The 21,318-nt window shown below is 33.5% G+C and carries 13 protein-coding genes; 8 read left to right on the top strand and 5 right to left on the bottom strand.

Annotated features, from left to right (window positions below; translation table 11 throughout):
• Window positions 1–90: 90 nt before the first annotated feature.
• The 3 genes from ACNQF9_RS13940 to ACNQF9_RS13930 form a co-directional block, all read right to left on the bottom strand.
• Window positions 91–1,275 (bottom strand): hypothetical protein, encoded by a 1,185-nt coding sequence (locus ACNQF9_RS13940; RefSeq protein WP_417961573.1) that lies wholly within the window; start codon window positions 1,273–1,275, stop codon window positions 91–93.
• A 158-nt stretch (window positions 1,276–1,433) separates the two neighbouring features.
• A complete protein-coding gene (locus ACNQF9_RS13935) occupies window positions 1,434–1,883 on the bottom strand; it encodes a hypothetical protein (RefSeq protein WP_417990445.1) in 450 nt (149 codons plus the stop codon).
• Between the two features lie 283 nt (window positions 1,884–2,166).
• Window positions 2,167–2,382: a hypothetical protein gene (locus ACNQF9_RS13930; protein WP_417990444.1), complete on the bottom strand. Its 216-nt coding sequence runs from the start codon at window positions 2,380–2,382 to the stop codon at window positions 2,167–2,169.
• Window positions 2,383–2,514: 132 nt separating this feature from the next.
• Between ACNQF9_RS13930 and dnaK the strand changes: the two genes are divergently transcribed.
• Window positions 2,515–4,401: a molecular chaperone DnaK gene (dnaK, locus tag ACNQF9_RS13925; RefSeq protein WP_417961568.1), complete on the top strand. Its 1,887-nt coding sequence runs from the start codon at window positions 2,515–2,517 to the stop codon at window positions 4,399–4,401.
• Between the two features lie 90 nt (window positions 4,402–4,491).
• Here dnaK and ACNQF9_RS13920 read toward each other — a convergent pair whose 3' ends face one another.
• Window positions 4,492–5,379, bottom strand: coding sequence for a Brp/Blh family beta-carotene 15,15'-dioxygenase (locus tag ACNQF9_RS13920; RefSeq protein ID WP_417961566.1), 888 nt, complete (start codon window positions 5,377–5,379; stop codon window positions 4,492–4,494).
• Window positions 5,380–5,492: 113 nt separating this feature from the next.
• Between ACNQF9_RS13920 and ACNQF9_RS13915 the strand changes: the two genes are divergently transcribed.
• On the top strand, window positions 5,493–6,218 hold the full coding sequence (locus ACNQF9_RS13915) for a bacteriorhodopsin-like (RefSeq protein ID WP_417961564.1): 726 nt from the start codon (window positions 5,493–5,495) through the stop codon (window positions 6,216–6,218).
• Between the two features lie 222 nt (window positions 6,219–6,440).
• On the opposite strand, the gene ACNQF9_RS13910 is transcribed toward ACNQF9_RS13915, so the two are convergent.
• Complete coding sequence (locus tag ACNQF9_RS13910) at window positions 6,441–9,002, bottom strand: zinc-dependent metalloprotease (RefSeq protein ID WP_417990443.1); 2,562 nt, start codon at window positions 9,000–9,002, stop codon at window positions 6,441–6,443.
• 339 nt (window positions 9,003–9,341) lie between these two features.
• Between ACNQF9_RS13910 and corA the strand changes: the two genes are divergently transcribed.
• From corA to ACNQF9_RS13880, 6 genes are all read left to right on the top strand, one after another.
• Window positions 9,342–10,412 (top strand): magnesium/cobalt transporter CorA, encoded by a 1,071-nt coding sequence (gene corA, locus ACNQF9_RS13905; RefSeq protein WP_417961560.1) that lies wholly within the window; start codon window positions 9,342–9,344, stop codon window positions 10,410–10,412.
• Window positions 10,413–10,462: 50 nt separating this feature from the next.
• Complete coding sequence (pta, locus tag ACNQF9_RS13900; protein WP_417961558.1) at window positions 10,463–12,556, top strand: phosphate acetyltransferase; 2,094 nt, start codon at window positions 10,463–10,465, stop codon at window positions 12,554–12,556.
• A gap of 1 nt (window position 12,557) precedes the next feature.
• Complete coding sequence (locus ACNQF9_RS13895; protein WP_417961556.1) at window positions 12,558–13,757, top strand: acetate/propionate family kinase; 1,200 nt, start codon at window positions 12,558–12,560, stop codon at window positions 13,755–13,757.
• Window positions 13,758–13,851: 94 nt separating this feature from the next.
• Window positions 13,852–16,596, top strand: coding sequence for a ligand-binding sensor domain-containing protein (locus tag ACNQF9_RS13890; protein WP_417961554.1), 2,745 nt, complete (start codon window positions 13,852–13,854; stop codon window positions 16,594–16,596).
• A 243-nt stretch (window positions 16,597–16,839) separates the two neighbouring features.
• On the top strand, window positions 16,840–19,848 hold the full coding sequence (locus ACNQF9_RS13885) for a SusC/RagA family TonB-linked outer membrane protein (RefSeq protein ID WP_417961552.1): 3,009 nt from the start codon (window positions 16,840–16,842) through the stop codon (window positions 19,846–19,848).
• Window positions 19,849–19,852: 4 nt separating this feature from the next.
• Window positions 19,853–21,307, top strand: a complete 1,455-nt coding sequence (locus ACNQF9_RS13880) for a RagB/SusD family nutrient uptake outer membrane protein (protein WP_417961550.1) — start codon at window positions 19,853–19,855, stop codon at window positions 21,305–21,307.
• Window positions 21,308–21,318: the final 11 nt, after the last annotated feature.

The raw sequence follows: 21,318 nt of genomic DNA, 5'->3' as shown, positions 1-21,318 counted from the left end.
AATGAATTAAAGAATAGTTTTGTTCTTTGTGCCTCATTGTTATGGGCACGGATTGCAAATCCGCGCTATCGGGTGTTACCTGCCGTTTTTTTACTCAATTATTTCGCCTTTATATTGTTTCTTAAAAATCCCTTCCTCCATAAGCATTTCTATTGCTCTGGAAACAGTTTTATTTGACAAGCCTAATTCTCTTGCGGTTTTTTTATGTTGATTTCTAATCCAAGGTTGTTCAGGAAGCCTTAATTTAATTTTTTCAATCAAATATGGAGTTAGTTCTTTTTTTGGTTTTTCTGAATCTTTTTGAGAAAATTTAGTTTCAACTTCTGCTTTGATTTTTCCTCTTTTTATTTCAGCATTTAAAATATTAGTATATGCAAGAATTTCGATTTTAGTTCCTGATATAAAAATTGTCTCAGTATTGTTTTCGTTTTTAATTTTTTGTTCAAATAAATTGCCGAACCTAGTTATCGAATCTCCTGATAAAAATTCATAATTTAAATCGAAAATATTAATTTTTTTACTGGTCAAATCTAAATCAATTTTGCATTTAGCTTCTGATTTTTGTTTTGTTTTTTTTATGTAAAAATTATTATTTAATTTGATTTTAATTTGATTGTGAATTTCGTGAGCAAACTCTCTAAAATCATCAAAACAATGCTCTAAATAATATTTTTCAACTGTGATAATTGGTTCACTAAAATTATATTTATCTCTGTAGAATTGGTCAGTTTTACCTAGTCGATGAACTAATAAGTGTCGCCTTTGATGATATTCCTCTATAATTTCTCTTTTTGGTTTTATTTCGGCAATATCAATTAATAATGTTTTCTTGTAATATTTTACTATTTCAGAAAAACCGCCACTAGAAAGTCTTCTTAATTCTTTATTTATTATTTTATTAAAAATCTCTGTTGTTGATTTTGCAGAAAGTATATCAGATTGTTTAAGTTCAACTAATATGTGTTCTTTTTTGAAAGGTTCTTTTGTAATAAAAAAAACTTCTCTTATTTGCTCTGTTAAATATACTTCTAATGCTGAAACACATCTCACAAAAATAATTTCTGCTAAATTTTTTTGATTGTCACTAACTACACCTTTGGTTTTAATTTTATAAAACGTCGGTTTTGTAATTTCAAAGTTAATTTCGTTAAGCTTATCTCGATTTTTTCTCCAATTGTATAATAAAAAATCGGTTTGTTCATATGCGTACAAACTTGACTTGTAAAAGTTTTCAAGTTTGGTAATTTCTTTATTAAATTGGTCAAAAGTTGTCATTTACTACGGATTTTCTTAAAATGGCAGGTAACGTTTCGCTGCTTTGAGATGGCTGGAAATTCGTAACCGCTAAGTTTTCGGCTTAACGAAAACTTGATGCGAAACGGAAATTCCACTAAACACCAGCTAGCTCAAAACAGCTGTTGTGCGTTCGGCTTTTATGCTAGTAACCAAAATCTCCATCCATTCCAATAATTTCCATAATTATCTTCAAAAGTAAGGAACTGATTTGTTTTTGGTATTCCATTTTTTACTGCATAACTATTATATTCTACTTCGCTTTTAAATTCGCTTAGTTCATTTGATTCCAAATTATAAACGAAAAAACTATTTTTATAATCGTAAAAATCACTATCGTAATTTCCGCAGAGTTTATTTCCGTCAATTTTAAATTTGGTAGTATAAATATCATTACCATCTAGACTTTTGATACCATCAAAATTCGCGTATTTTGTCCAATTAGTGTTTGAAATTTCTTTGTCATAACCCAGTGGAATTCTTGCGCTATCACCAAGTTCGTGATTTCCCCAATAGGAAAATAAAAATATGAATAAGCTAATTGAAACCAAAAATCCAATTACAAACCAAGCTCTTTTTTTTCGATACAATATTCTCTCAATATAAATATTCGGCTTAAATTTCGAAATCAACTTTAAAAGACAAATTATAATTGTTGCGTATAAACATCCCAAAATCGAGATTTTTATAAGTTCAAATACTAATTGAAATAATACTTCCACTGTTTCTTAATTAATTTATTCTTCTACTACGATTTCTAAGCTGACGCACAACTAGTGTATACTCGCTACAAACTAGCGCATAAGCACCCGAAATCGGCATGCTTTACGCTACAAATAGCTTTTCGATTGTTCTGCTAATGTAGTTTATTTATTACGAATTATTCGTGTTGAAATTAGTAAAGTAATCGAATAGAAACAAATAAATGTAGGAATCAGATTTTCTAGCTCCGATAGCAGCGGCATCCTTTATGTTCTTTCTTTGTGGACATAAAGATATAGCGAATTGCTTCGCCAGTTCGGCTTCCAGCCTCGTGTGCGGGAAATGGCTCCAAATTCCGCCAGAATCATAAACCCTCTTAAATGTCAACTTGTCAGATTTTTTTACGCCAATTTTATCATAAACTGACAATTTAATAGTTGGTTTTGTATTGGCACAAAGATTGACTTATCGACTTCGAGTCATTAAAACAAGTATACAATAAAATTAAATATATTAAAAATGGGTAAAATAATCGGAATTGATTTAGGTACGACCAACTCTTGTGTTTCTGTAATGGAAGGTAATGAAGCAGTTGTTATTCCTAATGCAGAAGGAAAAAGAACAACACCATCTATCATCGCTTTTGTTGAAGGTGGAGAGATTAAAGTAGGAGATCCTGCTAAAAGACAAGCGGTAACTAATCCAACTAAGACTATTGCTTCTATCAAACGTTTTATGGGTCACTCTTTTTCAGAGGTTTCTGCTGAAGCAAAAAGAGTTTCTTATTCAGTAGTAAAAGGGGACAACAATACACCACGTGTGGATATTGACGGTCGTTTATACACTGCTCAAGAATTGTCAGCGATGACACTTCAAAAAATGAAAAAAACAGCTGAAGACTATTTAGGTCAAACTGTTACTGAAGCAGTTATTACTGTTCCTGCTTACTTTAATGATGCACAACGTCAAGCTACAAAAGAAGCTGGTGAAATTGCAGGTCTTAAAGTAATGCGTATTATCAACGAACCTACTGCTGCTGCATTGGCATACGGTTTAGATAAAAAAGGGAAAGATCAAAAAATTGCTGTTTACGATTTAGGTGGAGGTACATTTGATATTTCTGTTCTTGAATTAGGAGACGGAGTTTTTGAAGTATTGTCTACAAACGGTGATACTCACTTAGGTGGAGATGATTTTGACCACGAAATTATTGACTGGTTAGCTGACGAATTTAAAACTGAAGAGGGTATTGACTTGCGTCTTGATCCAATGTCATTGCAACGTTTGAAAGAAGCTGCTGAGAAAGCAAAAATTGAATTGTCTTCTTCTGCTGAAACTGAAATCAACTTGCCATACGTTACTGCTACGGCTTCAGGACCAAAACACTTAGTTAAAAAATTAACTAGAGCTCAATTTGAAAAATTAACTGATTCTTTAGTAAAACGTTCTATGGCACCAGTGGCTAAAGCGTTGAAAGATGCAGGTTTAACTGTTTCTGATATTGACGAAGTTATTCTTGTAGGAGGTTCAACTCGTATGCCAAGAATTGCTGAAGAAGTGGAAAAATTCTTTGGTAAAAAAGCATCTAAAGGAGTTAATCCTGATGAGGTTGTTGCTATTGGAGCAGCGATTCAAGGTGGAGTTCTTTCTGGAGATGTAAAAGATGTATTGTTACTTGACGTTACACCTTTATCTTTAGGTATCGAAACTATGGGTGGTGTTTTGACTAAATTAATTGAGTCTAACACAACTATTCCAACTAAAAAATCTCAAGTTTTCTCTACAGCTGCAGATTCTCAACCAACAGTTGAAATCCACGTTTTGCAAGGAGACAGAGCTATGGCAGTTGACAACAAAACTATTGGTCGTTTCCATTTAGATGGTATACCACCAGCTCCAAGAGGGGTTCCACAAATTGAAGTAACTTTTGATATTGATGCGAATGGTATCATCAAAGTTTCGGCAACTGACAAAGGAACTGGAAAATCTCACGATATTCGTATCGAAGCTTCTTCTGGATTGACTTCTGAAGAAATCGAAAGAATGAAAAAAGATGCAGAAGCTAATGCTGATTCTGACAAACTTTTAAGAGAAAGAGCAGAGAAATTGAACGAAGCTGATGGAATGATCTTCCAAACTGAAACTCAATTGAAAGAATTAGGATCTAAATTATCAGATGACAACAAAGTTGCTGTAGAGTATGCATTGACTGAATTGAGAATGGCACACCAATCTCAAGACATTCCTGCAATTCAAACGGCTCTTGACAACATCAACGCTGCTTGGAAAAAAGCAACTGAAGCGATGTATGCTCAAGGAGAACAAGGTCAAGGTGAAGCACAGCCACAAGGTGATGCTGCTCAAGGAGACAATGTTGAAGACGTTGAATTCGAAGAAGTAAAATAATAATTTCCTGTAAAGACGCACTGCAGTGCGTCTTTACTGTTGATTTAAAACCGTTCGCCTTTGGTGAACGGTTTTTTTTATAGATTTTTTTTATTGTTTTTTAATATGGAACATTCGGGTAATAACCACTGCATGAGGAAATGTTATGGCAGCCAAAAAGGAGAAAAATAAGGCATTGAAAAGTTGTTCTTCTTTAAATAGGAAATACAGAACCGTAATTCCCATTATTGAAATGAACCAATAAATTGCAGCAGCGCGACAATAGGTTAGAAAATGCCTGAAGGAATAATTACCATGTAAAAATTTTATTTGGTCGATTATAGAAGGTATACTATGCCAGAGGACAAAATACAAAGCAAAGCCCCAAATCAAGCTGGAGGATTTGAAAATGATAGTAAACAGGATAAGATGAAAAATCTCTGTGAGAAGCTTTTTCCTAATTTGTTTTGATTTCCAATAAATGTAACCGCTTAAAGTAAGCACTACAGCGCCACTACTGCCTACCAATCCGGTAATGTAAATAGGTGCAATGCTAATGTTGGAAATATTCCATATAACCTGAATCACCTCGTTTTGGTGAAAGTTAAATAACAGCAACAAAATAAATAATCCATAAGAAAACTGGAATGCGATTAAAATCCATTGCGAGAACTCCTCTTGTAAATCTTGCCATTGCTGTTCTCCAAAATGATAGGAACTGACAACTATAAATAATAATAACGCAAACCAAGGTAAGATGTAAAATAAAAATGCTCCGGATAGTACTACCACTAAATAATAACGGGGTATTGTAAGGTGTGCAATCGGTCTTTTTTTTGAATTTATATTTTCAATTAGTAGCAAATCATTCGCTCCATGTAAAATTCCAAAGGTAAAAATTAAAAAGAATCCGGTAAATAATTGTAAATCAGTCGAAAAATAAGAATCCATCCATAATCCAAAAAAGCTTGCTACGATTGAGATATTTGAATATTTCATAAAAATTTTAATTATTGTTTAAAAATAAGAAAAATATAATAAACAAAAAGCATTTTAATTGTCTAACTTTTATTATATTTGATTAAACAAAAATCAATTAAAATAATACATTTATGACAAACTTTATGTTTATTTCAGGATTAGTCGGAAAATTGTCTCCAACCGATTATGTAGGATTTACTTTCTTTGTGGGTTGTATGGCTATGATGGCAGCTGCAGCTTTTTTCTTTTTGTCTTTAAACCAATTTGATAGAAAATGGCGAACATCAGTGCTAGTTTCAGGATTAATCACGTTTATTGCTGCTGTACATTATTTCTATATGAGGGATTATTGGGCAACGTTTGGTGAATCGCCTACATTTTTTCGATATGTAGACTGGGTTCTTACGGTACCATTAATGTGTTTAGAATTTTATTTAATACTAAAAGTAGCTGGAGCAAAACAATCGCTATTATGGAAAATGATAATTTATTCTATAATAATGCTAGTTACAGGTTATCTTGGCGAAGTCGTATTCACGGACAGTGCAGCCCTTTGGGGATTCATTTCAGGAGTTGCTTATTTTGCTATTGTTTATGAAATCTGGTTAGGTGAGGCTTCAAAATTAGCCGTAGCTGCTGGTGGCGAAATTCAAAAAGCACATAAAATTTTGTGTTGGTTTGTTCTTGTCGGTTGGTCTATCTACCCTTTGGGTTACATGATGGGAACTACAGGTTGGTACAATGGATTGATTCCAGCTGGAAACATTGATGTTGTTTATAATATTGCCGATGCAATCAATAAAATTGGATTTGGTTTAGTAATTTATAATTTAGCAGTAAAGTCACAAAAAGATTAGTTCCTTTTTTCATGTTTAATTGTAAAACCGAATTAGTAATAATTCGGTTTTTTTTGTGGCAATAGATTAAATAAAATACCCGACCTTTTTAGAAAGTCGGGTATTTTATTTGTAGACAGTTTGAAATGCGTAGCTACTCTATACTACTATTTTAGGTTGCAACCACACTGGATATCACAAAAAAAGGGAAAATGTTGTTAGACATTTTCCCTTTTTAATTAATTATTTAGGATCTAAGGCTTCCCCAATTCTAGAGATCAAATCGAGTACATGGTATTTACTCATTCGGTCTGACATTCTTGAAGAAGACATCTTTAAATCATTTTTTAAACTAGTAAGTTGTCCACGTGCAATAGAAGGTAAATCGGTTTGTGCTAAATTCACTCTTCTTGTATTGAAACCATAGGTTACACCCACTGGAACTGATCGAACTTCTGCTGAACCAGGCTTTAACATGCCAATCATCTTGTCAACATACAATTTCTGAATGTTTCTGCGATACATATCAATAGAACTGTTGCTCTTTAATTCAGAGAAAATTCCTTTGTTCAAATCATTTATTAGTTCATCAACGGAGTAATTGTCTTTGCTTGCAGTAGACGTTTCTAAAAGACGAACCATTCTGTCACCCGCTAACAAGCTTGTTAATGTTGCATCTTGCATTCCTTTGATTGCTTCAACGCCACTTTCTGGGTTAATTTTTGAAAGGATGTTTTGATCCAATAACCATTTAGGAGTAGTAAATAATTGAGTGTTCAAGAACGATACGGCCTCTTTTTGAATGCTTTTTGGAACTACTTGAAATTGATTCCCAGTCATGTCATACGTTTTGGGACTATCGTATATTCCACCAACATTTTTAGTCACATGGCTCATATATCGTCTGAACTGTCCTGTAAGTGCTCCATAAAGTTCGTCAAGTTCCGCATAACTTTCGCCATCTTCTTTAGACCATTCCAGCAGATTAGGTAAAATTCTTTTTAAGTTTTTAATACCGTATTCTGAAGCTTTCATGGCATTATCCCCAATATCTTCAGTTTGATATCTTGGATCATAAGGGCTGGATTCGGAACCAAACCATAAACGATTATTCTTGTACGCTTCCTTAGTCATTTCATTCAAGAAGGCTTTTTCTTGCGCTTCGTTTTTGGTGTCTTCAAAATAAGAATACCCCCATTTAATAGCCCATTTATCATAATCTCCAATTCTAGGAAATAAGGCTGTAACACCATCTTCTGGTTGCGCTACATAATTGAAACGTGCATAATCCATGATTGAGGACGTATGTCCATTTTTCTCTTGGTACTCTTTATCTCTTAGTTTTTCAACGGGTGTTGCTGAACTGGCTCCCATATTATGACGTAACCCTAAAGTATGTCCTACTTCATGAGAAGAAACGAAACGAATCAGTTCTCCCATTAATTTATCATCAAACTTTTTGGATCTGGCCGCTGGATCTACTGCTGCAGTTTGAATCATGTACCAGTTTCTTAAAAGACTCATGATGTTATGGTACCATCCAATGTGACTTTCCAGAATTTCTCCACTTCTAGGATCATGAACATTTGGTCCATACGCGTTTTGAATTTCAGCAGCAAAATATCTTAGAACAGAGAAACGAGCGTCTTCCAGACTCATAGTAGGATCGTTTTCTGGCCAATATTCTCCCCGAATTGCATTTTTCCAACCTGCATTTTCAAAGGCAATTTGCCAATCATCAATACCTTGTTTGATGAATTTTTTCCATTTTTCTGGAGTAGCCGGATCGATATAATAGACGATCGGTTTCAAAGGTTCAATTAATTCTCCCTTTTTTTGTTTTTGAGCATCTTCGGGCGATTTAGGTTCTAAGCGCCATCTTACTGCAAATACTTTGGTATCTGATTTTTGAGATTCTTCCTCAAAAACACCATATTGGTTTGCAAAATACCCCACACGAGCATCAAATTCTCTTTTGCGCATTGGATTTTTTGGCAATAAAATCATAGAAGTATTCATTTCTACGGTAATCACACCAGCATCTAAAGCAGAAGGTAAATCTACTCCAATTTTTGGAGTAGGTGTAGTATTGATTTTTGGAGGGGTTGTTGTAAAAGTCTTTACACTTCTAATTTCAGTATTAATGGGAAAACTACTTACTTTTGAGATAAATGATTTATCTTTTTGAAATGTTTGAATGTTTAATAATTGTTTTTTAATTGGATCTAAAGAGAACGTTTGAACATCAGCATCGAAAGTTGTAGATAAATCAATTACATAACCGGTAATCTTACCTGAAGCATCCTTTTTATAGGCCAAAACGTCATAATTCCCAACAATAGGATCTGAGGTTGAATTTTTTACCGCTTGAGCCATTGGTTTGTCTTCGTCAGGAGACATAATCACATACGTGATCGATCGGAGCAGAATATTATTGTTTAGCCCTTTTTCCCAACGCACAACTTGTCTGTTGATTTCTTCTCCACCAAAAATCCCTCCACCGGCAGGAGTCTTAGAATATCGGGTAATGGTCATCATCTCGCTTCCTAAAATTGAATCGGGAATTTCAAAAAGATATTTGTTGTCCACTTTATGAACATCAATCAATCCTCTTTGAGTAACGGCACTTGAATCAATTACTTTTAAGTAAGGTTTAGGTTCTTTCTTAGCGTCAGCAGATTTGCTGTCTACTTTTGCAGCTGCGTTTTTATCTGCTTTTCTTTTTTTTCTACTTTGAGCGAAGGACTCTTGAGCTGAAAAAATTAACAGAAATACAATAATTAAGGTTAGTTTTTTTTTAAACATTTAGTTAAACATATAATAGTTAATAATTAGTTTTACTCAATAAATAAAAGATTCTTCTATTTATTGACCATTAAGTTTCAAATCTATTGATATATTTTTAAAAATATAGAATTAAGTACAGCATTTTTAAACAATTAACAATAATTAACAATCGTTTATTTATTCCTATTATTAATTTAGACTATAATTTTTTGCGTTAAGAATGGATATTGTTTTTATGTACCAGTATTTATTTGCAAAAAAGGCAAAATTTAATTTAATTTTTTTTACTGCTAACAAAAGGAAAAAGGAGCGGTATCTTTGATTTTTTTTGTAATATTACTTGATAAATAGGGTAGAATGAGAAAAATTAAATATAAAAAAGGGCGAAAACTACAGCCTTATAATTTAGAATATACTGGGATTCATAAAACCAAAGATTCTGAAATGCAATTGTTTGTCTATAACGATGCAAATCTTATGGAGTATGAAGATTTTAAAGTTTCAGATTTAGACAAATATATTGACGAACAAAAAACAAATTGGATTAACATACACGGTTTAAATAATGTAGAGTGGCTCAAGTCAATAGGTGATTATTTTAAAATAGATAACTTCATGTTAGCTGATATTTTAAATACTACAAGAAGAACTAAGCTGGAAGAATCTCATGATTTTTTGTTTTTTAATATAAAATCATTGTTACCTGCAGAACATTCCGATAATATAAGTGTTGAACAAATAAGTTTTTTGATAAAAGACGGTATTTTAATTTCTTTTCAGGAAAAGCGAAGTGATTTTTTTAAGCACATCAGGGAGCGCATTAGAACGCATTCCGGAATTGTCCGAGTAAAGAAAGCGGATTATTTATTATACATTCTTTTGGATGCTATCATGGAAAATTTTTATATCACATTAGAAAACGAAGAAGATAAAATTGAAGAGCTTATAAATCTGACTAAGGAAAGTGTAGATCCTATAATTTTAGAAAAAATAGAGAAGCATAGGGATAATTTAAATTTTCTCAAGCGCTCTTTGATTCCATTGCGAGATTCTTTGTATGATATAAAAAGTATCAAAGATGATAATGTTTTTAATGTTATGGAAGCGGAGAGTTTTAGTTTTTTTGCTCGATTGCATCAAAAGAGTTTAGAACTTTTAGAACAAATAGAATCTGATATGGGATCTTTAGAAAGTGCCTCAAATTTTTTTTTCTCTGCACAAACACACAAGATGAATGAGATCATGAAAACGCTAACTATAGTTTCTGCTATATTTATTCCGCTCACTTTTATTGTAGGTGTCTATGGTATGAATTTTGAAAATTTACCGGAACTAAAATATCAGTATGGGTATCATACCGTAATGGGTTTTATGTTTCTAATAGTCATTGGTATGATTATTTATTTTAAAAAACGCCGTTGGTTTTAAGGCTTAAAAAAAAACATACAATAATTTTTGAATTAAATTAAAAATAAAAAATGAACAAAGCCATATATATAGCGACAAGCGAACAGAATAGCGGCAAGTCAATCATAACGTTAGGCTTAATGAGCATGCTTATTGGCAAAACGGCCAAAGTAGGGTATTTTAGACCTATTATAGAAGATACTGAAGAGGGAGGATTTGATAATCATATTGAGACCGTGATTGGTCATTTTGGTTTAGATATTGAATTTGAAGATGCCTTTGCCATTACTAAAAGTAAACTAATAAAGAAAAAGAACAAAGGGAAAATTGGGGAGGTTCTGGACTTGATTATTGAAAAATATAAGAAACTGGAAGAACGTTTTGATTTTGTTTTAGTTGAAGGCACTGGTTTTAGTGGGGAGGGTACTGTTATCGAATTAGATATGAATGTTTTAATTGCTAAAAATTTAGGAATTCCAACAATTATTGTAGGTTCAGGAGTAGGGAAAACATTAGAAGAACTAATTGACAGTTTATATCTAGCCTATGATTCGTTCAAGGTTAAGGATGTAGAAGTTTTGGCTGTAATAGCCAATAAAGTACAACTTGAGAATATTGATTTAGTGACAAACGGGTTGAAGAAAAGTCTGCCAACTGGGCTTTTAGTAAACTCTATTCCATTGATTCCTAATTTGAATAATCCCACCGTTCAGGAAATTGTCAATGAGTTGGATGCTAAAGTGTTGTTTGGGGCAGCACATTTAAACAATCAAACGGGCAACTTTAGTGTGGGAGCGATGCAATTGTGCAATTATTTATTGCATTTAAAAGAAAATAGTCTGGTGATAACTCCCGGCGATAGAGCGGATATTATACTTGGAGCATTGCAAGCCAATGAATCGGTAAATTATCCTGCCATTTCTGGGATTGTTTTGACTGGGAATATCCTTCCTGAAATAAGTATTTTGAAATTAATAGAAGGTCTTGCGCCAGTGGTACCTATTATTGCTGTGGAAGAAGGCACGTATTACATTACCAACAAGATTGGTTCTATTAAATCCAAAATTTATGCAAACAACAAACAAAAAATTGAAATCTCCATCAATACTTTTGCAAAATACGTAGACTTAGACAACTTGGCAGAAAAACTAATCACTTTTGAAGCGGATGGAATGACACCAAAAATGTTTCAGTATAACTTAGTAAAAAGGGCTAGAAAACATAGAAAACATATTGTTTTGCCTGAAGGGAATGATGACAGAATAATAATCGCAGCTTCCAGATTATTGGAGATGGATGTTGTGGATATTTCAATTATTGGAAATAAAAAACAGATCGAGAGTAAAGTTTTGGAACTGGGTTTGTCTTTTGATTTTTCTAAGGTACAAATCATCAATCCCATAGAATCCAAGGAATATAATGAGTATGTGAATACCTATTATGAGTTGCGAAAAGCGAAAAACGTAACGTTAGGTATGGCCAAAGATTTAATGGAAGATGTCTCGTATTTTGGTACGATGATGGTATACAAAGGGCATGCAGACGGAATGGTTTCCGGAGCAGCACATACTACGCAACAAACGATATTACCTGCTTTACAGTTTATTAAAACCAAACCAAATTCCTCAGTAGTTTCCTCTATATTTTTTATGTGTCTTGAAGATCGCGTTTCTGTATTTGGGGACTGTGCCATCAATCCAAACCCTACCGCAGAGCAACTGGCAGAAATAGCAATTTCATCCGCCGATTCCAGTTTGGCTTTTGGTATTGAACCTAAGATTGCCATGCTTTCGTATTCATCAGGATCCTCAGGTAAAGGAAATGAAGTGGACAAAGTAAGAACAGCAACAGAAATTGTGAGAAAGAAACGTCCCGACTTAAAAATTGAAGGGCCCATTCAATACGATGCTGCTGTAGATATGAGTGTAGGACAAAGCAAAATGCCAAACTCAGAAGTGGCAGGTCAAGCAAGCGTTTTGATTTTCCCGGATTTAAATACAGGCAACAATACCTATAAGGCAGTACAAAGAGAAACTGGCGCACTGGCCATTGGCCCCATGTTACAGGGTTTGAACAAACCCGTAAACGATTTAAGCCGCGGTTGTACCGTTGATGATATTATAAATACAGTCGTTATTACGGCAATTCAAGCACAAGGATTATAAAATGAAAATAGTAATTATAAACTCAGGAAGTTCCTCTATAAAATACCAATTGATCGACATGCCCACCAATGAAGTTATTTGTTCGGGGATGATTGATAGAATAGGCTTGGAAACTTCTAATCTTAGTTATGTTACCTCAACAACAAAACTAGAAGAAACAGTGCCAATTTCTAATCATAAAATTGGCCTAGAGAAAATTGCAAAACTTTTACTGGATGATACTGTGGGAGTTATTAAAAGTACGAAAGAAATAGAAGCCGTAGGGCATCGAGTGGTGCATGGAGGAAGTGATTTTTCTAATACGGTTATTATAACAGCAGCCGTAAAAGAAAAAATCAGACAGCTTTTTGATTTAGCGCCCTTGCACAATCCCGCTAATTTAGAAGGAATTACTGTGGCATCAACAATTTTTAGTACTGCAGTACAAGTAGCTGTTTTTGATACGGCATTCCATCAAACAATTCCTGTTGTAGCGCACAAATACGCGTTGCCCAATTATCTTTTGACAGAAAATAAAATACGCGTTTATGGTTTTCATGGAACGAGTCATAAGTATGTTTCGGAGAATGCAATTCATTATTTGAAAGCAAATTCAACAAGTACAGGGTCTAAGATTATTACGATACACTTAGGCAACGGTTGTAGCATGACCGCTATAAAGGATGGAAAAAGTATTGATCATACGTTGGGTTTTGGACCAATGAATGGCTTGATTATGGGAACCCGAAGTGGGGATGTAGATCAATCGGTTATTTTTTATCTGGTAAATTCATTGGGTTATTCGCTCGAGGCAGTCAACACGATGTTACAAAAACAAAGCGGAATGTTAGGACTTACTGGCTATAGTGATTTGAGGGATATCGAAGCGAATGCAGAGAACGGAAATGCCGATTGTCAATTGGCTTTAGCCATGAATGCGTATCGTATAAAGAAATATATTGGCGCTTATACTGCGGTTTTAAACGGGCTAGATGCCATTGTTTTTACCGCGGGAGTTGGAGAAAACTCCTCTTACATTCGAAAATTAGTATGTGCAGATATGACTTATTTTGGTATAGCGTTAGATATAGCTAAAAATGAAATTCGCTCCAAGGAAATTCGAGAAATTAATACGTCTGACTCTAAGACTAAAATATTAGTTATCCCTACCAATGAAGAAATAGAAATAGCCAATCAGGTATTTGAATTGCTTTCTAGATAAAATAACTAGCGATAAAAGCTTCTGTAATCAGAGGCTTTTTTTATACCTTTTATTTGATAAATCTATTTATATTTGGACATAAAACTGCCGTATTTTGAATGTAAGAATTACAATAATAATCCTTTTCTATTTTATTTCACCCCAACTTTATTGTCAGGAGTTACTCCCTTTTGTTGAGAATTACAACAAATCGGATTATCAAGGCGATAATCAAATTTGGAATGTAGCCCAAGGAAATGATAACGCCATGTATTTTGCTAATAATTACTATTTATTGCGATATGATGGGGTAAAGTGGGAAAAATACAGTTTGCCTAACAAAACAATCATTCGCTCGGTAATGGTTGATGGTAATCGCATTTATACAGGCTCTTATAAGGAATTTGGCTATTGGTACCGAAAAAACGCCAAAATGTTTTATGTTTCCATTTCTGATACAACTAAGGTATTTGAGGAGAGTGATAATGAAGAGATTTGGAAGATATTTAAATTTAAAGGAAACGTATATTTTCAATCTTTTAATGGCATTTTTCTATACGATGGAAAAGTAATTAAGAAAAGTAAGTTCGATTTTCTAGCCTCCTATTGTTTCGTAGTGGATGATCAATTGTTAGCAGCTTCTGTTGAAAAAGGCATTTATAAAATGAATAATTTCAAGTTTGAAAAAATAGAAAGATGGTCGATATTAGAAAATAATGTGATTCATGCAATTGAAAAATTTAAAAATAAAACCTATTTTTTCACCAAAAAAAATGGTGTTTATATTGAGGAAAATGGTGTTTTAAAACCTTGGAAAAATCCTTTAAACGAGATTTTGAAAGCAGCTAATATCAATGTGGCTGCCTTTATTAAAAACAGTAAATTAGTTATTGGGACAGCCAATAAAGGGGTTTATTTGTTTGATTTTGAAACCAATTCTTACAAAAACATTAACCGAAATAATGTCTTGATGAACAACTCAATTTTGAGTATTAGTCTTGACAAAGAGAATGATTTGTGGCTTGGCTTAGATAATGGAATTGCTCATGTTGAGGTTAATTCGCCAATATCAATTTTTTATGATAATTCCGGTATTTTAGGTTCGGTATATTCGGTAGCAAGTACTCCAAAGGGGTATTTGATGGCTTCTAATCATGGTGTTTTTAAATATGAAGAAAAGCAACTCTCATTAATTCCAAATACACAAGGGCAAGCTTGGAACATCAGTAAAATAAACAATAAATTTCTTATAGGTCACAATGAAGGTACTTTCATTTATGAGCAAGGAATATTCTCAAAATTAAGTACCATAAATGGAGGCTGGAACTTAGTAAAAAGTAGTATCAATAATTCGTATTTGCAAGCTACTTATAGTGGTGTAGTCCTTTATAATGATGAGAATAATTTAGATCGAAAAATATCAATAAAAGGACTACTAAAGCCCATAAAGTATGTGGCTCAGAATCGAAAAAATGAAATATGGGCTGCAGATAATTATAGGGGTTTATATTTGATAAAATACAATGATGCTTATGAAACCACAAGTGTTGAAAACATTACCCAACGCAGTAAAATTAGTAATGATTTTGGAATTAAAATATTTGAGTTTAGAAATCAAATCTTTTTTTTAATCAATAAATCGTGGTATACTTATAACTCAATAACGAATCAACTGGAAGGCAATCAATTGTTTAATGCAAACTTTAAAAATATATCAAATATTGTTTCTATTGATGAAAACCATTTTTTAATACTTCAGAATGGTCTTTTGTTTCACATTTATGCCAATGGAAATAAATTTGTTTGGAATGTTCTTCAGGAAAAATATTATTTAGGAAAGATTATCAATGACAATTTAAAAATTTTTAAAAACAAAGAAAGTTATTTATTAAATCTGGATGATGGGTTTATTTCTCTTCAGTTAAAACAAGCAAGAAAACAAAATACAAGCATAACAATAGAAGCTTTTAGTGGTGATAGTTTGATTCAAAATAAATCAAGAATTAATTACAACTCGGAGTTAAAAATACATGCAATATCTGGAAAATTCGGAGCTTCAAAACCAAATTTATTCTATAAAACGAATACTATATCCGATTTTATGCCCATTAAAGGGGGATTGATTGAATTGAATAACCTGAGTAGTGGTTTGCATAGCGTAACTATTTATGGCAGCAATGGATTAAATTACAACAGGATTTCTAATTTCGAATTTATTGTAGCAAAGCCTTGGTATTTTTCTTTTTGGATGATTACGTTGTATTTGATTGTATTAGGGGGCATATTGTATCTTTATTATAAGTGGAATAAAATGCGATATATTCAAAAATTGGAGCTTAGAGATGAAGAGTTAAAGCATCAAAATAAAATTCTGGAAATGGAATTAAAAGCCGAAAACAGATTAAATATTCAAGAATATGAAAAGCATATTCTTGAACTTGAATTGCAAACAAAGTCATTTGAGGTCACAGGCAAGTCACTTTCCATAGCAAAGCAAAGTGAAATGATTCACAATATTCAAGGAATTTTAGACTCAGAAACAGATTTTAATAAACTCAAAAGCGACATTAAGAAAACTATTAAAATTAATGCATTGAATAAGCATGAGTGGGAGACTTTTGAAAATAACCTAAATCAAATTCACAACGAATTCATTGTCAAACTAACTAAGAAATATCCCAACCTTACTTCTAAGGATATTAAACTTTGTATTTACTTAAAAATGAATCTCTCTTCTAAAGAAATTGCTCCAATGATGAATATTTCATTTAGAGGGGTAGAATTGCAACGGTATCGATTAAGAAAAAAATTAAATCTTATTCAGGATGAAAACCTTTCTAAGTTTTTAATAAGCATATAAATACCTTTTTTTTTATAGATACTATATTTAATGTATTGTATTTTTCTTAAAGTCACAATACATCATTACTACATCACATACACCTTTAATAATGTCTTCTTTTCATTGTTAACGGCTTAAAATCATTGGTTTTTTTTGTTTCTTTTATTTTTTGATGTATTTATGTAGTACTCCCGTTTTGTTAACTATAACGTTGTAATTAGCTACTTTAGCTTTAATAACATTTTAACAATTTAATACTATATGAGAAATTTTATTTTGGGCTTTTTAGCGCTCATTCTACTTCCGGCTTACATGTCTGGTCAAGTAATTAAAGGAAAGGTATCAGATAAAAATGGCATCGGAATTCCGGGTGGTATTATAGTTGCAGTTGATTCAAAAACGAATGCAGCTACTGACTTTGACGGAAATTTTGAAATCAGAGCTGTAGAAGGTGAAGTTTTACAAATTTCTATGTTAGGTTTTGAACCAACTTCTATAACAGCTACATCAAGCTTGATGCGTATTGTTCTTCAAGAGGATCAGGATACACAATTAGATGAAGTCGTTGTAATTGGGTATGGAACTCGAAAAATTATTGATAATACTTCTTCTATTACTTCGTTGAAAGCGGAAGAAATCTCTAAAACGAAAGTACTTAATGCTTCACAGGCCATCCAAGGAAAAGCCGCTGGCGTTCAGGTAATTTCTTCGGATTTACCCGGAAGTTCACCTACTGTGGTTATTAGGGGGTTAGGTACGGCAATTGGTGGCCGAACTCCTTTATTTGTTGTAGATGGTATGCCTACGGAGAACATTAATAACATTAATACTAATGATATTACTTCTTATGAAATCTTGAAAGATGCTTCTTCTCTTGCTATTTATGGAACCAGAGCAGCTAACGGAGTTATTATTATTACCACTAAAAAAGGAAAAGGGGACAAAGTTTCCGTAGAATTTGAAACTTTTGCGGGTTTTAGACAACCTTTGAAAAAAGTAAAAATGGCAGGAAGTAATAAGTTTTCACATTATTCGAATGCTGCATTGCAATCTACTACTTTTTCGCAAGATCAACCAGTAAACACGGATTGGTTTGATGCCATTACCCGAACAGGATCGTATTCTCAAAATAACGTTTCGGTTTCCGGATCAACAGAAAATATTAAATTCTTTTTTAGCATTGGAAACTATGAAGAGAAAGGAGTTCTTAAAGGTTTAGATTACAGTCGTACTACCTTTAGAAATAATAATGAGTATAAGATTTCTGATAAGCTAACTTTAAATCAAAATTTTAGTTTTGGCTCGACTAATTCAGCTCCTAAACCTTTGGGCGCTTTTACCACTGCTTATAAACAATCTCCTATAGTACCTGTTTTTTTTCCAGATGGTCAATACGGTGTTCCACTGGTAGGTGCAAATGGTTTTGCAGGTACAACAGGTGCTTTATTTAATAATGTGGGGAATCCAGTAGCGCAATTAGACTTTTTTGATGAACAGCAAAGGAGTTTGACTTTGCAAGGAGGGTTGAAGTTAGATTATGATATTTTTGATTCCTTAACATTTACTTCCCAATTTAATGGGGAATATTATTCTTGGAAAAATTATAACTATTCAGATTCCCAAGGAATATGGATGGCGCGAAATCCTAATACAAGCCCAGCGGATTATGAAGCTGCTAATGAAGGGGTTCCTTTGAATTTATTGACCAAAGGCAGATCTCAATATTTCAATTGGAACTTAACAAATTATTTTACATATAATAAAGTTTTTGGGGAGATTCACGATGTTGAACTTACAGGAGGAATTGAAACTTCCATCAGAGGATCTAGAGAAACGTTGAATGTCACTAGAAAAAATGTAAATGCAGATGCTAATTATTGGGCTTTAAACGGCGTTGATTACTCTGGGAATATAATCAATTACAGTGATGTAGTTTCTAATGAAACTAAATTAGCTTCTTATTTTGGCCGCTTTCAATATAAATTAATGGATCGGTACTTATTTACGGGAACACTTAGACGGGATGGTTCTTCTAATTTTGGGAAAGACTATCGTTGGGGAACTTTTCCTGCTTTTGGTTTGGGTTGGATTATAACTAAAGAAGGATTTATGGCAGATGTCAAAGGAGTTGATTTATTGAAATTACGAGGAGGTTGGGGTAAATTGGGAAATCAAAACGTACCGCTGAATAATCAAGCCTATGCATCAGGATTGAGTTATTATCTGGGAGGTTCTATTCTGAACGAAGGAACAACTATTAATTCTCAGATTGACCCTAGTTTATCTTGGGAAATTACTGAAGAAGCCTCTGCAGGTATCGATTTTGAATTCTTAAATAGCAGGTTAAAAGGATCGTTTGACGTGTATGACAAAACAACAACCAATGTTATTTTGAATACAAAACCTTATCTGACTTCCGGAATAAGCAATTCTTCACCCGCTCATGTTGGTGAAGTATCCAATAAAGGGTATGAAATCGCATTGCGTTGGGACGATCAATTGACAGATAATTTGAGCTATTGGCTTGGAGGGAATTTTTCCAACAACCAAAATAGACTTTCAGGGTTAAAAGATGCCACGCTGGCACCACTTATTGGTGGAGGACTAGGAAACGGACAAGACACTAAAATATTAGATAATACTTCCGTAGGTCAACCTTTAGGTAGTTTCTTTATCTACGAATATGCAGGTTTGGATGCTACAAATGGAAATATGTTGTATTTCAATGCAGCAGGTGATAAAGTGGCTCAAGGTGTTCTAGCCAATGCCGATAAAAAATATGTAGGTTCTATTTTGCCTACTTCTACTTATGGAGTTACGCTAGGCGTGAACTATAAAAACTTTGATTTTTCAGTTGACGGTTACGGAACCTCAGGAGCTAAAGTCTACAATGGTAAAAAAGCACAACGTTTTGGTGGTGAAAATATTGAGGAATCCTTAGCCACTGATTTTTGGACGGTAAACAACACAACGGCTTCAAATCCAGCACCATTTAATCAAGTTCCTGTCGCTTCTACTTATTATTTAGAATCAGGTGACTTTTTTAGAATCAACAATATTACTTTAGGGTATAAAATTCCTTTAAAAGAAGGACTTATTAACTCCTGTAGAATATATGTCAATGCAATAAATCCATTAATCACCCAGAAGTTTACTGGTTTTTCTCCAGAATTAAATGGTAATGGCGATCCTTATGGAAGTCAAGGAATCGAGTTAGATGCGTATCCTACCTTGAGGTCATTTGTTATTGGTGCTAATTTAAAATTTTAATAGTATGAAAAAAATATATATTTCCGTTTTTGTTCTATCCACATACTTTTTTTCAGGGTGTTCAAATGATTATTTAGAGGTAGATCAAACTGAATCTATTTCTACTAATGATGTAGCATTATTCAACAATGATGCTGGCGCAGCAACCTTTGTTACTGCAATTTATAATAAATTTTTAGATTGGAATATGTCTTCTTTTTCTTGGATTGGATTATCTAGTATTGCCTCTGACGATGCTGATAAGGGATCTTCAGCTGGAGATACAGGTTCCGATAAAGATTTAATGGATGCCTTGACTTATAATCCCTCAAGTCCTTCTACTAGTGAAATTTTTATAGCTAATTACGAAGGAATCAATAGGTGTAACCAGGCATTAAGTATCATCCCACAATTGGATCAGGCTAATCCTGCTTTGCGTACCAGGTTAATTGGTGAAGCGAAGTTTTTACGTGCTTTTATGTATTTTACTTTGGTCAAAAGTTACGGTGGTGTTCCCATTGTGGATCGTTTGCCAAATCCTTCTTCAGAAGAAGATAGGATTATGCAGTTAACACGTAAATCAAGTGCAGAAGTATATACGTTTATTGAAAGTGATTTGAATGATGCTATTGCAGCATTGCCTACTAAAGCAGCTTATGCTGCTTCCGAAAAAGGAAGAGTTTCACAAGGAGCTGCATATGCCTTATTGGCAAAAGTAAATTTATACCAAAAAAACTGGCAGAAAGTAATTGACAATTGTAATTTAGTTACGGGGTATTCTCTCGTTTCAGATTATGCTTCTATGTTTAGACTTGCTGGAGAAAATGACGCCGAATCTATTTTTGAAATTCAGGGTGTGGGTTCAGTTCCGGCTCAAGGAATTAAACAATATTCGCAAACTCAAGGCGCCCGTGGTTCTGGAGGATGGGGTTGGGGTTTCAATACGCCTTCTCAAAGTTTAGTAAATGCTTATGAAGCCAATGATGTGAGGAAAAATGCAACAATTATGTTTAGAGGTACAACCTTATACGATGGTAGGATAGTACCTGCCGACGCGGATAATCCTAGATACAATTATAAAGCCTATTCTTCGGCTTTTTCTGGTCAGGATAATTCAGATACTAACATTAAGTATTTGCGTTATGCGGAAGTGCTCTTAATGAAAGCGGAAGCATTAAACGAATTAAACCAAACGCCTCAAGCGATTCTTTTGTTAAACCAAATTAGAACAAGAGCAGGACTACCCAATACAACATTTGCCTCACAAGGGGATGTAAGAACTGCAATTTGGAAGGAAAGAAGAGTAGAAATGGCCTTTGAACATGACAGATTTTTTGATCTTGTACGAACAGGACAAGCAGCGACAGCTTTTGCCATTCATGGAAAAACATTTGTTACTGGTAAACATGAAGTATTTCCAATACCACAACTATTTATTACCGAAGCCGCGGGATTGTCCATTCAAAATCCTGGGTATTAATTATTAAAAAC

This window comes from Flavobacterium amylolyticum (assembly GCF_048284335.1).
Classification (GTDB): Bacteria; Bacteroidota; Bacteroidia; order Flavobacteriales; family Flavobacteriaceae; genus Flavobacterium.
Note: the sequence above shows the minus strand (reverse complement) of the source record. Positions and strands in the feature narration are given on the sequence as shown.